The following is a 17,987-nucleotide window of genomic DNA, read 5'->3' as shown; positions in this document are numbered from 1 at the left end:
TGGGGCATGTCACGCTGCTTTTTGCATGCCTGCCCAGATGTGTTGAAGCTCGAACGGGGACTCGTCGTCCATCCATTTGGCGTACACCTGGACCAGCATTGTGAAGTCCTTGTGCCCCATCTGCTTGGCGATGAACGCAAGGTTACCACGCGCTACCAGGCACCAGCAGGCGTAGGTGTGGCGCGTCTGGTAGGGGCGGCGTGGGCGGATCTTGGCGCGACGCTGGATGTTGGTCCACTTCGAGTTCCAAGACGTCGGAATGAACCAAGGGTTTACGTTCTTCTTGCGTGCCTGCACAACGGGAGAAATCAGCGGCGTGACGGTTTCCCGTATCGATTCGTGGCGGGTGAGTTGCACAGTGATGGTCCGTGGCTCGATGCCGTGCTCGATAGCCAGCAGTTCCTTACACGCGTCCAGTGCTGGCGGAAATAACAGTACGACGCGTTTCTTGCCGGTCTTAGGCAGCTTGAACGTGCCCCTGCTTGTAATGGCTCGGTTTACATGGATCTGGCCTTTGATCAGGTCGATGTCTTCCCTGGCTAATGCGCCGAGTTCTCCAGGGCGCAGGCCGGTGTAAACGGCCAGTGTCACCGCAGCTCGATCCATTGGGTGCAAGCAACCTTTGGTCAGGAGGGCGTCCAGCTCGGCTTTGGTAAGCGGGTCTGGGTCACGCTCGGTCATCTCAAAGCGCGTGCAGGCATTGGCTAGGCCAGAACGGCAATAGCCGTTGGCCTCACACCATCCAAGAAATCCTGCGAGCGTGGCGAGGTAATGATTCACCGTCGAGGTGGCGCGCGTCTCGATCAGACTCACACGCAGCTTCTGAATGTCTTCGGGCAGCAGGACGCTGCCAAGACGGTCTCGACCTAGCATGTCAGTGCAGATGTCGAGCGCGATTCCGTATCGGCTCTCGGTTTCCTTGGTGATGTCGACCGCCTTAAGGGGCTTATACCTAGCCAACAGCGCATGCAGCCGCTCGTCGCGGGTGTTGCTGTAGTTTCCTGCCTGCTTGCTGTCCGGGAAGTGCTCGGCATAGTCGAACTTGCCCATCTTGATGTCATGAAGCACCGCCGCCCGGAGCTGGGCGGCGTGCTTGATGTTCGCCTTGGTCACCGGGAGGCCGAGCGTCTCCCGATAGCGGCGTTTGCGCCACATAAACACGATACGGATGCTGCTGCCGTGGATCTCGATGCCAGAGTGCCTGGCCAGCTCGGCTTCTAGACCGCATCCTGCGGCGCGCTCTCGACCCACTGGTTCACTTCCTCAATGTTGATAAAGATCCGTCCGTCCTGTGCCTTACGCCAGATGCGACCCTGCGCCCACGTTCCGTTTTTAACTTTGTGTTCGATGGCCGTCCGGCTGTAGCCGAACAGGTCGGCGGCTTTAGGGATAAGTACCCAACGAGGCGCGATCATGTGAGCTGCGCCTCGCGCTTGGTCTGGGGCATAGCTCGCCGGCGGAGAGAGCAGACGCTGATGAGGTGCTTGCGGTGCAACGCCTTGAGATGGCGCGACGGCAGTTCCCCCTTGCGTTCTGTATACGCACGGGGCCCGCTGTACATCTGGAGAAATGCGAGAGCGGGGGTGCTATACCGCACCATCAACAGGGCTTCTATAGGTGTTCGAGTGCTTGAGTTTGGTGTCGGCATGACTTGTCCTCCTGCTCATACCCGACACCCATTAGATAGCACCGCAAGCACATTTTGGGGCGCTATCTGACCAGATTCTGGTCAGCATTAAGATTTGGGGCCGCCTCGGTTATCGTTCTCCTCATCGTCCCCCATAAACCAACAAACCCAAGTTCTGCGGAAGCTCTGCTAGACCAAGATCTTTGCTTACCAAAATCTGGTCGAATTAGACTGCGGAATTGGATGGAAGCCAGACACGACGCGGATTTCCATCTCCTTCCGGCCGTTACGCGTAGTGAGCGATTTACCACCACTAACATGCCGGACGATTGGATGCCGGACCTCGGCGCTTCAACGTCGATTTGGATCATCGTCCTGGGCACAGCGCCGGCCATCCGCAGGCGCGCCATCAGAACGCTTTCTTGCACCCTTGCCGTCCGCACTCTGCGCCACTACCAGGCCAATCACCGTGGCAACCGCAATCACCGCCAGCGTCAGGCCGATGAAAAAGAGGATCGTGTAGGTTTTTGTATCCATGGTTATTCCTGTTGGTCCGTTGCCGTTGCCGCAGTGGAGGCAACACGGCAACGGTGACATCAGTCTGAGGATAAGGCAAAGCTGGTTGGTTATTATTTTAACGTTGCCAGTACTGTGAGGCTGTCTGCTGGAAAAGATCGCCGGAATAAAAATTTTCGGGCTCTATCTGGGGAGAAGTTTATTCCCATGGTGAAAGCTTTTTCCATGCGCGGGTTGCTGTCAAAGCTAATGTAATAACAGGGTCGGGCCCAATGCCTTGCTTGCGCTGTTTATTCAGTGTGAGCAAGGTTTTTTTATTTTAGCTGCCGGAAATCTCTAATGATTATAGTAAAAGATTTTACCGATTAACCACATATCGTTAATTGTGATCGGTGGTTAAAAAGCCAACCTCCAGGGAAGGCTTTACTAATCAGTTCTCTTCTTGGAGGTTGTGCATGAGCAGCAGAAATTCATATGCTGATTTGATGAGCATTGTTTGAGTGAAATCGGCGTTTCTCGGCCCACAGCGCTGCGTGTCGGGCTGAAAAATGGATGCCGGGAGTCGGTAGGATTGATGCTGTGGCCCCTGGTTGGGGTTCTCTCCAGTCTGTGATCCCATGTTCGCAGCCAGGGACTTTCCCCTGGCAGGGAACAGTTGTGGGAGCACACAATGCAAAAAGCAATTCTGGTAGCCGTCGTCGCGGTAGGCGCGCTGGTAGCCTTCAGCGGAAGGGTGTAAGCCTTACCGGCAATGCCTGTCTCGGCCAGAACAACGACTCGCTGGTTGAGTTCATAGGTCAGCATTGCAAGGCTGGCGATACCATTGCCACCAAGCATCCGGCCTAATTCTGCGACTTTAATTACGCGGTTGCCTACAACGGTTACAACTCAGCGGTTGAATCTACACCGGCAAGCAAGCCGGGGAGCGCATGCCTGCGAGCGATAAGGCACCAAGTGCCGGCAGCTGATTTACAAATCGTTGTGCCAATCTGAGTGCCGTTTACGAGTGCTTCCGGAGGTCCGTCGTCGCTCGTCAGGCCCTTTCCCTTCCAGGAGAAGCGGTACTCAATGCGTTCGAGGGCGGCTTCCGGGTGCGCTCCTTCGGTACTCACCCTCCGTGAAGCTCTGGAACATCTCCACGTGGCATGCGCCAGGAGGAAGCCGTTGGCAGCACGGCGGGCTGCGGCGCTTCAAGGTCGATCATCGTCCTGGGCAGAGCGCCCGCCGTGGGCAGGCGCGCCATCAGAGCGCCTTCTTGCACCCTTGCCGTCCGCACTCTGCGCCACTACCAGGCCAATCACCGTAGCAACCGCAATCACTGCCAGCGTCAGGCCGATGAAAAAGAGGATTGTGTAGGTTGTTGTATCCACGACTTTTCCTGTTGGTCCTTTGCCGTAGTGGATGTCCGATGGCAACGCGATGGTGCTGCCCGACTGCCAGAGTCCGCTAAAGCACGATCCCGTTGCCGCAGTGGCGGCCACACGGCAACGGTGGCATCAACCTTTGTCGCTGCCGAGGCCGACGCGGATGCAGTATGTTCCGGGTACGGCCAGTACGACGCAGACGATGGGTCCGGCGCCCATGATCTGGCCCCAGAGGTTTTTCAACAGCGGATAAGCGATGAATACCGCCGCCGCTTCAGCCGGCTGCATGGTGGCGAGTCGGCCGAGTATGGCTGCCCCGATACCGGCAAGCAGCACGAGCAAACTGCCTGTCATCGCCATCACTGGCCGGAGCCCGCGCGGTGATCGGCGATGGTGGTCCAGCGGTAAGGGGATCTGCCGAATCAACCGGCCGCGCGCCATGCGGGCGTCTACCGCCAAGGCCAGCCAGGAGATGCCGATGGCGAAGACGAGGATGAAGCTAACGAGCAGCGAAAGTGGCGACATGGTCAATTTCCTCGGGGGCAGTGGCGTCTGCGTTCAATCGAAACCGAACGACGAAAAGCTACTTTCGAAACTGCTTACGCCGTGATCAAACGACAGGCTATCGCTCAGCATGTCCGTACCGAACGCGTTCCCCATGACATCAAAACAATTGTCGAGCATGGGCATACCGTTGGCCGGATTGACCCAGCAGGTTTCAATTGGCTCGAAGGGCAAGGAGAAAATCGAGGAAATTTCCTCGGTCTGGATCGGCTGAACCGGATCGAATGAATCAGTCCAAGTGGTGTGAGCGTGCAGCAGGCTGTCGAAGGTCTCACCCGTGTCCAGGTCCTCGTCCAGCCAGGGGACCTGATACCACGGGCGCTCATGGCGAATGCCGAGGCCGTCATGCACCACGACTGCTTTTCCCTGGCTGGGATAAATGATGGTGGTGTACGCCGTGCTGGCGGGTTTGTAGAAGTGGGTCAGCAGTTGGGCGATGTTTTGGATCAGCTTCATGACGGGCTCCTTGAATGCAGGTGCCTTCAGCGTCTCCCGACTTCATAGAAACCCAACTCGATTTGCCCGGTTGCAGGTCGCACCTTGCCGGAACCAGCGGCATCATAAGCAGGTTTCGGGCGCCACCATGGTGGGAGAGCGGTTTGCGCAGCGGCGTTAGCGATGCAGTTTTTTCAGTACGCGCTCACCACCCTGGCCTGGGTACGGCAAGCGAGGACGATGATTTGGTGTTCAAAGAAGTTTTTCCCGGTGAGTATTTTCCGGCGATTCTTCGCAACGGTCGGTTTTTCGCTCAGCCGGTCGGCGGGACGCAGACGCAGGAAATCCTGACGGTCACGGACGCCGGGTTGGAGTGCGGCGGCGTCAGTTTCATGTGGTCGGACATCAAAGGGTTATCGATCCAGGGAGAGACAGCGCACCTGCTGAGCGACAAGTACCCCTCGGGCGGTCTGAGGTTTTATGTAGGCACGTGTTATTTCGTGGGAAGCAACTTGTTGCGTGACAAGCACCAACAGGGCTACCCGGTGGAATACTGCCTGATGAACCGGATCACGTTCGAGCAACAGCGGCTGTCGATGCCCGTCAGCTGAATGAATGCGGTAATAGGCCGGACTCGCCACTGCTCCTGGTAGGGGTTTGGCCTGCTCGTATGGCGACTGACTGCAAGCGGGCCGGTGCGCCCACCTTGCGTCTCCCTTGGCCGCGTTTCTGCTGCTCAAGGCCTTTTCCCTTCCAGGAGAAGCGGTATAGCTGCGACGGCTACCGCGCGGAAACCTTCCACAATTGATCCACCCGCGTCGTGAAGCTCTGGCTGTGTTCGGCAAGGAGGACTGGATGGCGCCGCCGGCGGTGAGGAAGGGACGCATACCCCGTCAGATGGGGTATGCGTCAATCAGGCTCGGGCGTTGGCGACCGGCGCAACCTGCTCCAGCAGGCTGACGATTTCTTCCAGCTCCCGTTTCGAGGCGCAGCGCCTGCCGTTGTGCCTGAGTTCCTCGGCCAGCATCTGCAGGGCTTGCGGGTTTTCGATCAGGTACTCGACCCGCTCCAGGGGCGTCATTCCCTGGGAGTTGCGCTGCCAGGCAAGCTCGGGGGCCAGCTGTAGCAGACGCCGGGTCGCATGCAGGTTCCCGGTCCAGGCCGCGGTATGGAGTGGCGACTGGCCGTCGAAGGTGAGTTTGTCCAGGCGGCAGGGATGATCGAGCAGGGCATCGACACAACTATCAACGCGGGACTTGATTGCGGAGTGCAGGGCAGTCATGGCCTGCCAGTCCTGCATTTCCGGGTCGGCTCCAGCCTGCAGCATGATCCTGACCAGCTCGGTATCCCCGGCCTCGGCCATCAGCATAAGTGGTGTCTGGCTCTTGAAGTCGGCAATGTTCAGCTGTTTCGGTGCTTGCTGTGCCAGCAGGCCGAAGAATTGTCTCCAGTGCTCCAGCATGACCTCGAAGCTCTGTTGCTCCCCCTCAAGCATGGCGGCGGGAAGCTTGTGCAGTCCTTGCGCAAAGCTCGTGCGCATCTTGATCAGGAGCATCAATACCGAATTGCCGTCGACGTCCGGCAGGCTTGATTTCAGCAGCTGGCGATTGGCCTTGATCCAGGCCAGCAGGCCGTCCTGATCGCCGGTAAATAGCAGCGGCGGCAGTTCATCGAATATTTTTTTGGCCGCGTCTCTGGCGCGGCGCTTCTGGGGCGGGACTCCTGGGTAGGGCTTGTACAGAGTGTCCCAGAAGTATTCGGAAGCCCAACGAGCCGTTTCCTCGATGCTGGGTATTTCCTCGCACTCGGCCATCATGCCGCCAGCCAGCATCTCCCTGTAGTACTTCTCGTGGTTGTTCAATATCAGCTTCTGGTTGGCGACCTCTACAGCGAGGCAGTCCCGCGCCACTTCTCCGCGCAGTGAGCCGTAGCAGCGCTTGCGCCCCGCTTCCAAGGCTTCCTTGAACAGCTTGCCGGCACCCTCGAAGTCATTGCAGGCCAGCAGGTGTTTGGCCTTGTATTGCAGGATGGCGGCTTCCCAAAGCTCGTAGGCAGGACTGGACTCTGCCTCCTCGAGCAGTACCTGTACGAGGTCACGGGCATCCTTCGGCCTGTTGCTGCGTTCGTTATTCAGGTAGCCGTCCAGTTCGTAGAGAGCGGCTTGCAGGGTTTCTGAAGGAGTGGCCGCCAGTTCACGCAGGCGCTGGATGGCCGCCTGACTGACCTTGGAGCCAAGATCCCTCCGCTGGGCAATCTGGCTGACTACCCAGTAGCGGTTTTCTCCCTGCAGAGTCCGCCAAGGCGATGCGGTTTTCAGGCGCTCGGTCAGTTCCAGCTCTGCCTTGAACTCCTCGGCAGTCGCTTTCATCCGTTCGATATTGCGCTGGATGATCGGGGCGGCTGATTCCGCGTCCAGCCCGACATGATCTTCGAGGGTTGCGCCGGGTTGCATCTCGGCGAAGTGACGGGTCAAAAGCTCTGCCAGCGCGGAGTTGGCAGTCTTCCGTTGTGAGGGCAAAATCGAAAGGAACAACCCGTGCCTGTCCCATGGCGGCAGGTGTTCCTCGAACCAGGCATTTTCAGCTGCCTCGCCCTGATCCCTGCCGTTGCGCCAACCACCAATGGTCATGTTGTAGGCAAACTTGTAGATGGCGAACAGCTGCAGCAGCTTGTTCTGCTGGGCATCGGCACATTGTGAGTCAACACCCGGGCACAGGAGCTTGAGCAAGCGCTCATAGCCACCCTGTACTGTGCGGGCAAACAGCAGGCGTTGGCGGATGGTATGCGGTGAGGGGGCGGCGTAACGCCTGGCCAGACACGCCACGAAAGCAGCCTTTTCGTCTTCATCCGCACTGCCATCCAGAATCGCCTCAAGGCGGCCTGGCTGGGTCATCGGGATTTCCAGGCGCAGTTGGTCAGCGGTCAGTTGCTTGCGCGTCACGAACTTCAGGGCATCAGCGAATTGCTCGGCAGGCGAGCGGTTGCTGTCGAGAACGAATGCCCCCTTGAAGTCCAGCACCGTGTTGTCCGAGAAGTACTTGCGGAAGGTGTCGGGGCGGATATTGGTGTCCTTGCGCCAGTTGTACAGCGAACGCCGCAGGCCATCATGTCCACCTCGCGTGATCTCGCTGCGCACGTCGGCAAACTCCTCCAGCGGCATCCCCAGCAGGTCCAGCAGCCAGTCCACTACCTGGGCCACCGGCAGATACAGGCTCGGCTTGCCGTCCACCTCGCGAGGCTCGGGCAGATACCAGAACCGTCCACCCGGCATACCCTTGTCCAGTGCTTCCTCGAGGTTCCAGAAAGCTGCGCGGCGAGCAATGCCGGGAACATAGAAGTACCCCAGCAACTGCCAGAGCACTTGGCGCTGGTCGGCGGCGAAGGTCCAGATATTCAGCTCGAGATATTTGTAAGCATCCCCGAACTCCATAAGGTTCTTCAGCACATCCGCTCGCGCCAGTGGATCCATATCCAGCGCATCGAAAATGGCGTCGAAGACTTCTTCAGCCATTTCCCTGTGATGGGACAGCTGCATTTGCCCAGTGGCAAAGTTGCGCTTCGGCTTGGTTTGGTAGGGTGTGCATCCCAGGCTCTGATGAACCTGCAGCAGGATGGACTCGATCGAGGGTAGGGTGCTCATGGCGCCTGTCCTTGGTGTTGTTGACGGTGCGTTAATCCTTGCAAAGCCCGGTCACCTTACCACTGAAAAATCCCGTACCCCCCCCTCGCAGGCCAGCGATGGAGGAGGGGGTACGCGGTTCTTCATACCGGGCAATCCGGCCGCCTGACACCCTGCGCGGACACCAACCCACGGAGTCCGCGTCATGCACAACCCCACCCCGCTGGTCCTCAACTGGCACCTCACCGAAGCCTGCAACTACCGTTGCCAGTACTGCTACGCCACCTGGAACGACTCCGCCTGCCCGCGCGAGCTGATCCACGACCCCGAACGAAGCGCGGCGCTGTTGAGCGAGCTGTACCGATTCTTCCGGCCGGGCAACCGCGCCAACCCGCTGGCCAGCCGAATGTCCTGGAGTTCCGTCCGCCTCAACCTGGCCGGCGGCGAGCCATTGCTGCACACCGGCAAGCTCCCGGCCATCGTCAGCCAGGCCCGGGCACTCGGCTTTGAAGTCTCGATGATCAGCAACGGTTCTCGCCTGCCCCGGAAGCTGCTGGACCAGCTGGCGCCGCAGCTGACCTGGCTTGGCATCAGTATCGATTCGGCCAGCCCAGAGACCAACCGCGCCATCGGCCGAATCGATCGTCGTGGCCGGCTGCTCGACCTGGATGATCTGGCGACCGGCCTGGCCAGCGTTCGCCAGTCCAACCCCAGCTTGCGCCTCAAGCTCAACACCGTGGTCAACCAGCTCAACCACGGCGAAGACCTCAGCGCCGTGATCCAGCGCTTTGCCCCGCAGAAGTGGAAAGTCCTGCGCATGCTGCCGGTGGTGAACCAGCATCTGGCCGTCAGCGACCAGCAGTTCGCCGCCTTCGTCGCTCGCCACCGCACCTTCGCCAATATCCTCTGTGCCGAGGACAACCAGGACATGCGCGAGTCCTACCTGATGGTCGATCCGCACGGGCGCTTCTTCCAGAACAGCCCGCTGATCGCCGGGCAGGGCTATGCCTACAGCCGCCCGATCCTCGAGGCTGGCGCCGAGGCCGCCTTTGCCGAGATGGCCTTCGACCCCGAGCGCTTCAGTGCGCGCTACATCCCGGCCGGGGCAGGAGAGCGCGCATGAAGTACTGCTCGAACAAGGAGATCGATCAACTGATCCGCCAACTGGTCAGCCAGGGCTGGGGCTTCCGTCGCGGCAGCAAGCATGGCCGGCTCACCCACCCGAGCGGTTGGCCGACGCTGACCGTGGCCAAGTCGCCCAGCGACTGTCGCAGCCTGCAGAACTTCCGCCGCGACCTGCGCAGCGCCGAGAGCTTCCGGGCTGCGAACATGTTCGCAGGCCCGGACGCGACACAAACTGTCGCGCTCGTCGGGCAATATCACATCAGGACAAGACGTGCCCCTTAATGGTTCACTTCCCCGTTCCGCTAAGTGAATACTGAGGCGATAATGCCAGCCTTTGGGCATCAGTCGGGGCGGCTCTAGTCCGCGGTTCCAGGCCCGTGAAAGTAGATATCGAGACGCAATGACCAGCCAGCAGTCCCTGATCAAGTTCGGCTTCAAATTCGGCAAGAACGGCGCACATGCCGCCCGCACCATGATGCTTGCCGAGTTGCAGGAGCTGTTCGCCTACACGCCGGTGGACGCCGGCCGCGACCAGTACCGCGAGCAGATTGTCGACTTCAACCGCCTCGACAAGCCGACCAGCAATGCCCGCGTGCTGACCTGGGGTCACCTGCTAGACCTCTATGGCCTGAGTCCCGACATCCCACTGTTCCGCATCTTCTGCACCCTCTGGGAGCAGGACAGCGCCGCCCGCCCGGTGCTGGCGCTGCAGCTGGCCATGGCCCGCGACCCCATCCTGCGCCTGTCGGTGGCGACCATCCTCGAGCGCCAGCCGGGTCAGCCGCTGACCCGCGAGGAAACCGAAGCCGCACTGGCCGCCCCCGATCCCCAGCGCTTCAAGGCGACCACCCTCAAGTCCGTCGCCCAGTGCGTCAACGGCAGCTGGACCCAGGCCGGCTACCTCAAGGGGCGCGTGAAGAAGCACCGCGACCAGCCGGTCATCACTGCCAGCAATGTCGCCTTCGCCCTGTTCCAGGGCTACCTGCACGGTCTCAGTGGCCAGCGCCTGTTCGCCAGCGAATGGTGCAAGCTGCTCGACTGCCGTCTGGAGCGCCTGCTCGAGCTGGCGCGCACAGCCTCCCAGCGCGGCCTGATCACCTTCAAGCATTCCAGCGAAGTCATCGAAGTCGACTTCCCCGACTTCCTCACGGACGAAGAGAGAACCTGGCTCAATGAGTAACCGCCTCGACAAGCTGATCAACAACTACACCAGCCACATCAGCATCCCCTGGCAGCACGGCCTGGCCAACGCCCAGCGCGTCCTGTTCGCCGTCTACCACAAGGAGGACGAGCTCAAGCTGCGCGCCCGCCTGGAAGACTTCCGCGTCGCCGCCGAGGCGGCCGGGCACATCTGGCTGCCGCTCGACATCACCCACGCCTTCCCCGAGTGGATGGCCGGGCAGAAATACCGCGACGACTACTTCGAAGACCCGGAGCTGCTCGCCAGCAAATACAAGCGCTTCGCCCAGGATCTGCTCGAGCGCCTGCAACAGCAGATCGCCGCCCAACAGGTGGACGAGCACAGCGTCGTCGCTCTGATCGGCTGCGGCACGCTGTTCGGCTTCACCTCCGTGGCCGGCTTCGTCGAGGCGCTGGCACCCCACGTGCCCGGTCGCCTGCTGGTGTTCTTCCCCGGCGAACACATCGAGAACACCTACCGCCTGCTCGATGCTCGTGATGGCTGGGGTTACCACGCCACGCCGCTGACCTCCGACAACTAGCTGCCGTACCGCCGGCACGGACATCCGACGTAAACGAATCAGGGAACAGACTCATGCTCAACCGCGACATCTACCAGCTCGACCCGCTGCAGAACCGCCTGGCCAACAACGGCGTCGCCGAAGTGAAGGACGACCTCTCGGTCCAGGCCCTCAATACCCTGCGCTACGAGCTGGAAACCTTCGTCTGCGATGGCGAATACGCCAAGGGCATGGATCTGATCCTCGGCAGCTACCTGCGCAACCTGACCACCGATCACGAGCAGCCCGGCGTGTGGATCAGCGGCTTCTTCGGCTCCGGCAAGTCGCACCTGGCCAAGATGCTGCGCACCCTGTGGGTCGACCAGCAGTTCCCCGACGGCGTCAGCGCCCGCCATATCGCCCGCCTGCCGGAAAGCGTCAGCGACCACCTCAAGGAACTCAGCAACCAGGCCCAGCGCTACGGCGGCCTGCATGCCGCGTCCGGCACCCTCGGCGCTGGCGCCAACAACAACGTGCGCCTGGCTCTGCTCGGCATCCTCTTCAAGTCCGCCGGCCTGCCCGAGCAATATCACTTGGCGCGCTTCGTCCTCTGGCTCAAGCACAAGGGCTATCTCGACCTGGTGCGCCAGCGCGTGGAAGAGGAGGGTGAGAACTGGGAACGGGAACTCGACGACCTGTTCGTCTCGCCGATCATCGCCCGTGCCCTGCTGGAGTCCGACCCGACCCTGGCCGGCGATGTGAAGGGTGTGCGTGTCCTGCTCAAGGAGCAGTTCCCCCAGGTTACTGACGTCACCAATGACCAGATGGTCAAGGCCATCTACGACGCCCTGCAGCGCGACGGCAAGTTCCCCCTCAGCCTGATCGTCCTCGACGAGGTGCAGCAGTACGTCGGTAGTGACGCTGAACGTGCCTATCTGGTCCAGGAAGTCGTGGAAACCTGCTGCAAGCACAAGGCCTTCGGCAACCGCCTGCTGTTCGTCGCCACTGGCCAGAACGCCCTGTCCGGCATGCCAAACCTGCAGCGCCTGATGGGCCGCTTCCAGGTCACCGTAATGCTCAAGGACACTGACGTCGAATCGGTGATCCGCAAGGTCATCCTGCAGAAGAAGGAATCCGCCCGCGCTGAACTGCAGGCCGCACTCACCCGTCACCTGGGCGAGATCTCCCGCCACCTGCGCGGCACCAAGGTCGAATACCACCAGGATGACGAACAACTGATGGTTGCCGACTACCCGGTGCTGCCGGTACGCCGGCGCTTCTGGGAGCGTGTGCTGCGCATCGTCGACACCACCGGCACCGTCTCTCAGCTGCGTAACCAGCTCAAGGTCATCCATGAAGCCGCCAAGGCCACCGCCGAGTACGAACTCGGCCACGTGGTGCCCGGCGACTTCATCTACGGGCAGATCGCGCCCAACCTGCTGCAGACAGGGGTCATCTCCCGCGAAAGCTATGACACCATCGCCCACCTGTCTGCCGGCAATGCCGACCAGCAGCTGCAATCGCGCCTGCTTGCGCTTATCCTGCTGATCGGCAAGCTGCCCACCGACCCGGTGGCCGACTGCGGCGTGCGCGCCACCGCCGAGATGCTCGCCGACCTGCTGGTCGAGGACCTCAGTCACGGCAAGGACGAGCTGCGCGCCCGCGTGCCCGGCCAGCTCGAGGCCCTGGCCAGAGATGGCCATGTCATGGCCATGCAGACTGCGGCCGGCGTCGAATACCGCCTGCAGACCCAGGAAAGCGCCCAGTGGTACGACACCTTCCGCCAGCAGGAGGCCGACCTGCGCGGCAACCTGCAGCGCGTTGACAACCAGCGCGTCGATCTGCTGCATGCATTCATCAAAAAACAGCTCGGCCAAGTGCGCCTGAGCCAGGGCGTCAGCAACGTCGCCCGGCCGATCACGCCCTGCTTCGACAGCGAACTACCCAAAGACGCCGCGCAGAAGATCTACCTCTGGGTGCAGGACGGCTGGAGCACCAGCGAGGCCTCCTTCCACGCCGAGGCCCGTGGCGCCAACCCCGACCTGCCAACCATTTACCTGTTCATCCCGGCGCGTAACCGCTCCGAGCTGACCAACGCCATCATTGCCCAGAAAGCCGCTGACCTGACCCTCGAGCTGCGCGGCGTGCCGAGCACCGAAGCCGGTACCGACGCTCGCAAGGCCATGGAAACCCGCCTGCGCGATGCCGACAAGCAGGTCGAGCTGCTGCTCAAGGAGATCCTCGCCGGTGTCCAGGTGCTCCAGGCCGGTGGTGCCGAAGCCCAGGGCAGCAGCGTTGCCGCATGCATCGAAAAAGCCGCGCAGGCCTCCATGGTGCGCCTGTACCGTGAGTTCGACCTTGCCGACAACGTGCACTGGGGTAAGGCCTACGACCGCGCCCGCAAGGACGGCGGCCAGAACGCTCTCGAGGCTCTCGGCTACAACGGCGAGGTCGAGAAGCAGCCGGTCTGCGCGGCCATCCTTAAATTCATCGGTGCGTCGAAAAAAGGCAGCGAGGTGCGCGACACTTTTAGCGCCGCGCCTTACGGCTGGCCACAGGACGCCATCGATGGCGCCCTGTTCGCCCTGGTCGCCGCCGGCGTGCTCAAGGCCAGCGATGCGGCCGACAAGCCGCTGACCGCCCAGGCCCTCGACCGCCAGAAGCTCACTCAGACCACCTTCCGCCCCGAGTCGGTGACCATCCGCCAGGTGGACCTGATCAAGGTGCGCGGGCTGCTCAATGCCATCGGCATCACTTGCCAGCCCAACGAGGAACTCCAGAAGCTCCCCGAACTGATCAGTCTCGCCCGTACCCTGCACAACGCCGCCGGCGGCGACGCCCCGGCTCCGGCGCGTCCGGATGCCAGCCTGATCGACGCCATTGCCAAGGAGAGCGGAAACAGCCAGCTCAAGCTGGTGATCGACCACAAGGATGGGTTGAAGCCGTTGCTCGACGCCTGGCGTGCCCAAGGCGACAAGCTGCAGCAGCGCCGCAACGACTGGCAACTGCTGCAAACCTTGCTGCGCCTCAGCAAGGGCCTGGCCTTCCACGACAAGCTTAACACCGAGGTCGAGGCCATCAAGGCCAACCGCAGTCTGCTCGCCGAGCCCAGCCCGCTGGACAGCCTGATTGACGGCACCGTCGGCCAGCTGCGCGAAGCCATCAACCACCACGTCAAGGCCTGCCAGACCGAGTACGGCCAGCGCATGGCCGAACTCGAAGCCGACAGCCACTGGCAGCAGCTCGACACCGTCCGCCGTCAGGTCATCCTCGACCGCCGCCAGCTCGGTGAAGCGCCAGCCGTCAGCCTGGCCAGCCGCGAGGATGTCATCGACAGCCTGGAAAGCTGCAGTCTCGAGCAGTGGAGCGACCGCACCGCCTCTCTGGCGGCCAGGTTCGAAAGCGCCCGCCAGGATGCGGTCAAGCTGCTGCAGCCGCAGGTCCAGCACGTCGCCTTGCCCAAGCGCACCTTCGAGAACGAAACCCAGCTGCGCCAGTGGCTGGCCGAGGTCGAAGCCAGCCTGCTCGCCAAACTGGCCGAAGGCCCGGTGATGGTCTGACCGCACACTTCCGCCCAAGCCGAACCCGTAGGGTGGACAACGCCGCACCGCGGCTTGTCCACCACCGAATCCGTAGGTCGGGTTAGCCGCGCAGCGGCGTAACCCGACGGCAACGCCGCCGTGCCAAGGAACCGTCCATGCGCCAAGCCCTCGACAAGAAGCTCCGCAAGCAACTGGAAACCACCGTTATCAAGGCCCGCGAGATCGCCGAACAGGCGGCCGCTGAAGCCCTGACCCGCTTCAGCGTCGGCGACGCCAGCGCGGCCAGCTACCTCGACGCTGATCAGCGCGCCCTGCGCAACCGTCTGCGCGCCCACGGCCGCCAGCTCGGCGACGTGCGCAGCAGCAACGGCCAGCAGGAAACCCGCCGCCTGTGCATCGAGGTCGCCTACGAACATTGGCACCGCATGCTGTTCGCCCGCTTCCTCGAGCAGAACCACCTGCTGATGTACGACGAGCACACCGCGCTGACCCTCGACGAATGCCAGGAGCTGGCCGCCGACGAAGGCTGCGCCGATGGCTGGGAACTGGCCGGCAAGCTGGCCTCGAGGATGCTGCCCCAGGTGTTTCGCGCTGATTCACCGGTGCTGGCTGTGCCGCTGGCCTTCAACCACGTCCGTGATCTGGAAAAGCTGATCGCCGCTCTCGAACCGCAGACCTTCCAGGCCAGCGACAGCCTCGGCTGGGTCTACCAATACTGGCAGGCCAAACAGAAGGACGCAGTGAACGCCGCCGGGGTGAAGATCGGCGCCGACGAACTCTCCCCGGTCACCCAGCTGTTCACCGAGCCGTACATGGTGCAGTTCCTCCTCGACAACAGCCTCGGTGCCTGGTGGGTTACCCATTACCCCGAGCAGCGCCATATCCTGCCGCTCACCTACCTGCGCACCTTCCCCGCCCAAGAGCCTGTAGGGGCGGATGTATCCGCGACCGACGCAGTGTCCGAAACTCCCGCCGCCGGCACCTTCTCCGGCTGGCCGGATAACCTCGCCGACTTCCGTATGCTCGATCCCTGCTGCGGCTCCGGCCATTTTCTGGTCGCCATCCTGCTGATGCTGGTGCCGATGCGCATGGCCGCTGAAGGACTCAGCGCCCGCGAGGCCATCGACGCCGTGCTGCGCCAGAACCTGCACGGCCTGGAGCTGGACCAGCGCTGTGTCGAGCTGGCCGCCTTCACCGTGGCACTGGAGGCCTGGCGCTACCCGGCTGCCGGCGGCTACCGCAGCCTGCCGGCGCTGAACATCGCCTGCGTCGGCCAGCGCATCGAGACCCCGCGCGAGCAGTGGCTGGCGCTGGCTGGTGACAACCCGGAACTCAAGGCCGGCATGGCCCGCCTGTATGACACCTTTAGCGATGCGCCGATCCTCGGCTCGCTGATCGACCCAGCGCGCAGCCTCCGGGGCGACCTGATTACCGCCGACTGGAGTGATGTACAGCCGCTGCTGGCCAAGGCACTGGTGGTGGGCGAGGCGGGGGAGGACGACCTGCACGAAGCGGCGATCATCGCCCAGGGCCTGGCGAGGGCAGCCGAGCTGCTCGGGCAGCGCTATCAGTTGGTGATCACCAACGTGCCCTATCTGACTCGAAACAAACAGTGCGACACCCTCAAGGACTTCTGCGAGAGCTACTACGAGCTGGCCAAGAACGATCTGGCCAACGTCTTCCTGGAGCGCTGCCTAGAGCTGACCACGGGCAAGGGCGTGGTGCAGATTGTCATGCCGCAGAACTGGCTGTTTCTGGGTAGCTACAAGAAGCAGCGCGAGCATCTGCTCAAGACGGTGAGCTGGAATCTGCTGGCACGCTTGGGCTCGGGAGCTTTCGATACGATCAGCGGTGAGGTAGTCAACGTCATTTTGCTGACCCAGAGCAGAGCTAGTCCTGGCGATGAGTGCCAGTTGAGCGGGGTAGATGCCAGTACGCCTCGCTCGACGCTAGAAAAGGCCGAGGTGTTACGTGCTGGAAAGTTGGTGACGATCAGCCAGAAGGGACAGCTGACGAATCCCGATGCTCGCATAGCTCTAGAGATAGGATCAGCGCTGCCTCTTCTTGAGCGCTATGCAGCTTCGTACCAAGGGATCACAACAGGTGATAACCCTCGATTCATTTGCTTCTTCTGGGAGCAGGGAGGGTGGGGGGGGGCGTGGAAGAGTTTTCAGTCCACAGGAGATGAGAGCACCCATTTCGCTGGCAAGGAGCAAATATTCCTGTGGGAGGGTGGGAAAGGAACACTAGCCTCATCAAGTGCAGCACGCATTCAAGGACAATCTGCGTGGACTAGTGCTGGTGTTGCCGTTCGACAGATGGGGGGGCTCTCAGCCACTTTGAACGGCGGGAGTCCTTGGGATATGAACAGTGCGACTATCGTACCGCGAGATATTGGCCATTTACCCGCAGTCTGGTGTTTCTGCTCCTCAACTGAATTCAATGAAGCTGTACGCAGCATTGATCAAAAGGTGAACGTTACAAGCGCGACCTTGGTCAAGGTTCCCTTCGACCTTTCCCAATGGCAACAAGTCGCTGCCGAACGCTACCCCAATGGCCTGCCCAAGCCGTACTCCGACGATCCCACTCAATGGATCTTCCACGGCCACCCGCAGCCCTCTACCGAGCCACTGCAGGTCGCCGTCGCTCGCCTGCTCGGCTACCACTGGCCAGCCGAGTCGGATGCCAAAATGGAGCTGTCCGCCGAAGCTCGCGCCTGGATCGCTCGCAGCGCCAGCCTGAACGCCCTGGCCGATGACGACGGCATCGTCTGCCTGCCGCCGGTGCGCGGCGAAAAGGCCGCTGCCGACCGCCTGGAAAACCTGCTGCAGGCCGCCTTCGGCAGCGACTGGACGCCGCCGCGTCGTAACCAGCTGTTGGAGCAGGTTGGCGCCAGGAGCCTCGACGCCTGGCTGCGCGACAAGTTCTTCGAGCAGCACTGCAAGCTGTTCCACCACCGTCCGTTCGTCTGGCACGTCTGGCACGTCTGGGACGGCCTCAAGGACGGCTTCAGCGCCCTAGTCAACTACCACAAGCTCACCCGCGCCAACCTTGAGCGGCTGATCTACACCTACCTCGGCGACTGGATCCGCATCCAGCAGCACGGCGTCGAGCAGAACCTCGACGGCGCCGACATCCGCCTCAGCGCCGCCCAGAACCTCAAGGCCCGCCTTGAAGCCATCCTCGTCGGCGAAACCCCGTACGACATCTTCGTGCGCTGGAAACCCCTGGCCGAACAACCCATGGGCTGGGAACCCAACCTCAACGATGGCGTGCGCCTCAACATCCGCCCGTTCATGACCGCCGGAGTCCTGCGCCACAACAAGAAACCCAAGCTCAACATCGAGTGGAAAAAGGACCGCGGCACCGACGTCCCCAGCGCTCCCTGGTACACCCTGGGCCTGCAATACGGCGAAAAGGAAGGCGCCCGGATCAACGACCATCATCTGACCCTGGCCGCCAAGAAAGCCGCCCGCACCTGAACACCACCCCGGCCCGCCCCAGGGCCTGGCCGGG

The 17,987-nt window shown here is 61.9% G+C and carries 14 protein-coding genes; 7 read left to right on the top strand and 7 right to left on the bottom strand.

The genetic code is table 11. From position 1 onward, the window contains the following. Positions 1–9: 9 nt before the first annotated feature. The 6 genes from RT582_RS04430 to RT582_RS04405 form a co-directional block, all read right to left on the bottom strand. Positions 10–1,251 (bottom strand): site-specific integrase, encoded by a 1,242-nt coding sequence (locus RT582_RS04430; protein ID WP_312728042.1) that lies wholly within the window; start codon positions 1,249–1,251, stop codon positions 10–12. Beyond that, positions 1,218–1,415, bottom strand: coding sequence for a hypothetical protein (locus RT582_RS04425; RefSeq protein WP_014819862.1), 198 nt, complete (start codon positions 1,413–1,415; stop codon positions 1,218–1,220). The genes RT582_RS04430 and RT582_RS04425 overlap by 34 nt, the downstream gene beginning before the upstream one ends. 563 nt (positions 1,416–1,978) lie before the next feature. Next, a complete protein-coding gene (locus tag RT582_RS04420; protein ID WP_014819863.1) occupies positions 1,979–2,164 on the bottom strand; it encodes a hypothetical protein in 186 nt (61 codons plus the stop codon). Between the two features lie 1,169 nt (positions 2,165–3,333). Next, on the bottom strand, positions 3,334–3,513 hold the full coding sequence (locus RT582_RS04415; RefSeq protein WP_221103059.1) for a hypothetical protein: 180 nt from the start codon (positions 3,511–3,513) through the stop codon (positions 3,334–3,336). Positions 3,514–3,639: 126 nt separating this feature from the next. Then, a complete protein-coding gene (locus RT582_RS04410; RefSeq protein WP_221103060.1) occupies positions 3,640–4,032 on the bottom strand; it encodes a hypothetical protein in 393 nt (130 codons plus the stop codon). Between the two features lie 33 nt (positions 4,033–4,065). Further along, positions 4,066–4,527: a hypothetical protein gene (locus RT582_RS04405; RefSeq protein WP_230355504.1), complete on the bottom strand. Its 462-nt coding sequence runs from the start codon at positions 4,525–4,527 to the stop codon at positions 4,066–4,068. A gap of 143 nt (positions 4,528–4,670) precedes the next feature. On the opposite strand from RT582_RS04405, the gene RT582_RS04400 reads away from it, so the two are divergent. Further along, positions 4,671–5,117, top strand: a complete 447-nt coding sequence (locus RT582_RS04400; RefSeq protein WP_237730196.1) for a hypothetical protein — start codon at positions 4,671–4,673, stop codon at positions 5,115–5,117. 302 nt (positions 5,118–5,419) lie between these two features. Here RT582_RS04400 and RT582_RS04395 read toward each other — a convergent pair whose 3' ends face one another. Beyond that, entirely contained in the window at positions 5,420–8,146 is a 2,727-nt protein-coding gene (locus RT582_RS04395) for an ankyrin repeat domain-containing protein (RefSeq protein ID WP_312726667.1), read from the bottom strand. Positions 8,147–8,330: 184 nt separating this feature from the next. Here RT582_RS04395 and RT582_RS04390 point away from each other — a divergent pair, with 184 nt between their 5' ends. The 6 genes from RT582_RS04390 (at position 8,331) to RT582_RS04365 (ending at position 17,953) form a co-directional block, all read left to right on the top strand. Beyond that, on the top strand, positions 8,331–9,248 hold the full coding sequence (locus RT582_RS04390) for a viperin family antiviral radical SAM protein (RefSeq protein ID WP_312726666.1): 918 nt from the start codon (positions 8,331–8,333) through the stop codon (positions 9,246–9,248). Beyond that, positions 9,245–9,532, top strand: a complete 288-nt coding sequence (locus tag RT582_RS04385) for a hypothetical protein (RefSeq protein ID WP_312726665.1) — start codon at positions 9,245–9,247, stop codon at positions 9,530–9,532. The genes RT582_RS04390 and RT582_RS04385 overlap by 4 nt, the downstream gene beginning before the upstream one ends. A gap of 118 nt (positions 9,533–9,650) precedes the next feature. Further along, positions 9,651–10,430 carry a hypothetical protein gene (locus RT582_RS04380; protein WP_313476687.1) on the top strand — a complete coding sequence of 260 codons (780 nt, stop codon included), beginning with the start codon at positions 9,651–9,653 and terminating at the stop codon, positions 10,428–10,430. Continuing rightward, the gene (locus RT582_RS04375; protein ID WP_312726662.1) at positions 10,423–10,971 is read left to right on the top strand and encodes a DUF1788 domain-containing protein; all 549 of its coding nucleotides are present in this window, start codon (positions 10,423–10,425) and stop codon (positions 10,969–10,971) included. The genes RT582_RS04380 and RT582_RS04375 overlap by 8 nt, the downstream gene beginning before the upstream one ends. A 53-nt stretch (positions 10,972–11,024) precedes the next feature. After that, positions 11,025–14,489: a BREX system P-loop protein BrxC gene (brxC, locus tag RT582_RS04370; protein WP_313476685.1), complete on the top strand. Its 3,465-nt coding sequence runs from the start codon at positions 11,025–11,027 to the stop codon at positions 14,487–14,489. A gap of 137 nt (positions 14,490–14,626) precedes the next feature. Further along, positions 14,627–17,953, top strand: a complete 3,327-nt coding sequence (locus tag RT582_RS04365; protein ID WP_313476682.1) for an Eco57I restriction-modification methylase domain-containing protein — start codon at positions 14,627–14,629, stop codon at positions 17,951–17,953. The last annotated feature ends 34 nt before the right edge of the window (positions 17,954–17,987 follow it).

The sequence above is a fragment of the Stutzerimonas kunmingensis genome (assembly GCF_032106285.1).
Classification (GTDB): Bacteria; Pseudomonadota; Gammaproteobacteria; order Pseudomonadales; family Pseudomonadaceae; genus Stutzerimonas; species Stutzerimonas kunmingensis_B.
This window is presented reverse-complemented; position numbering and strand designations above follow the sequence as displayed.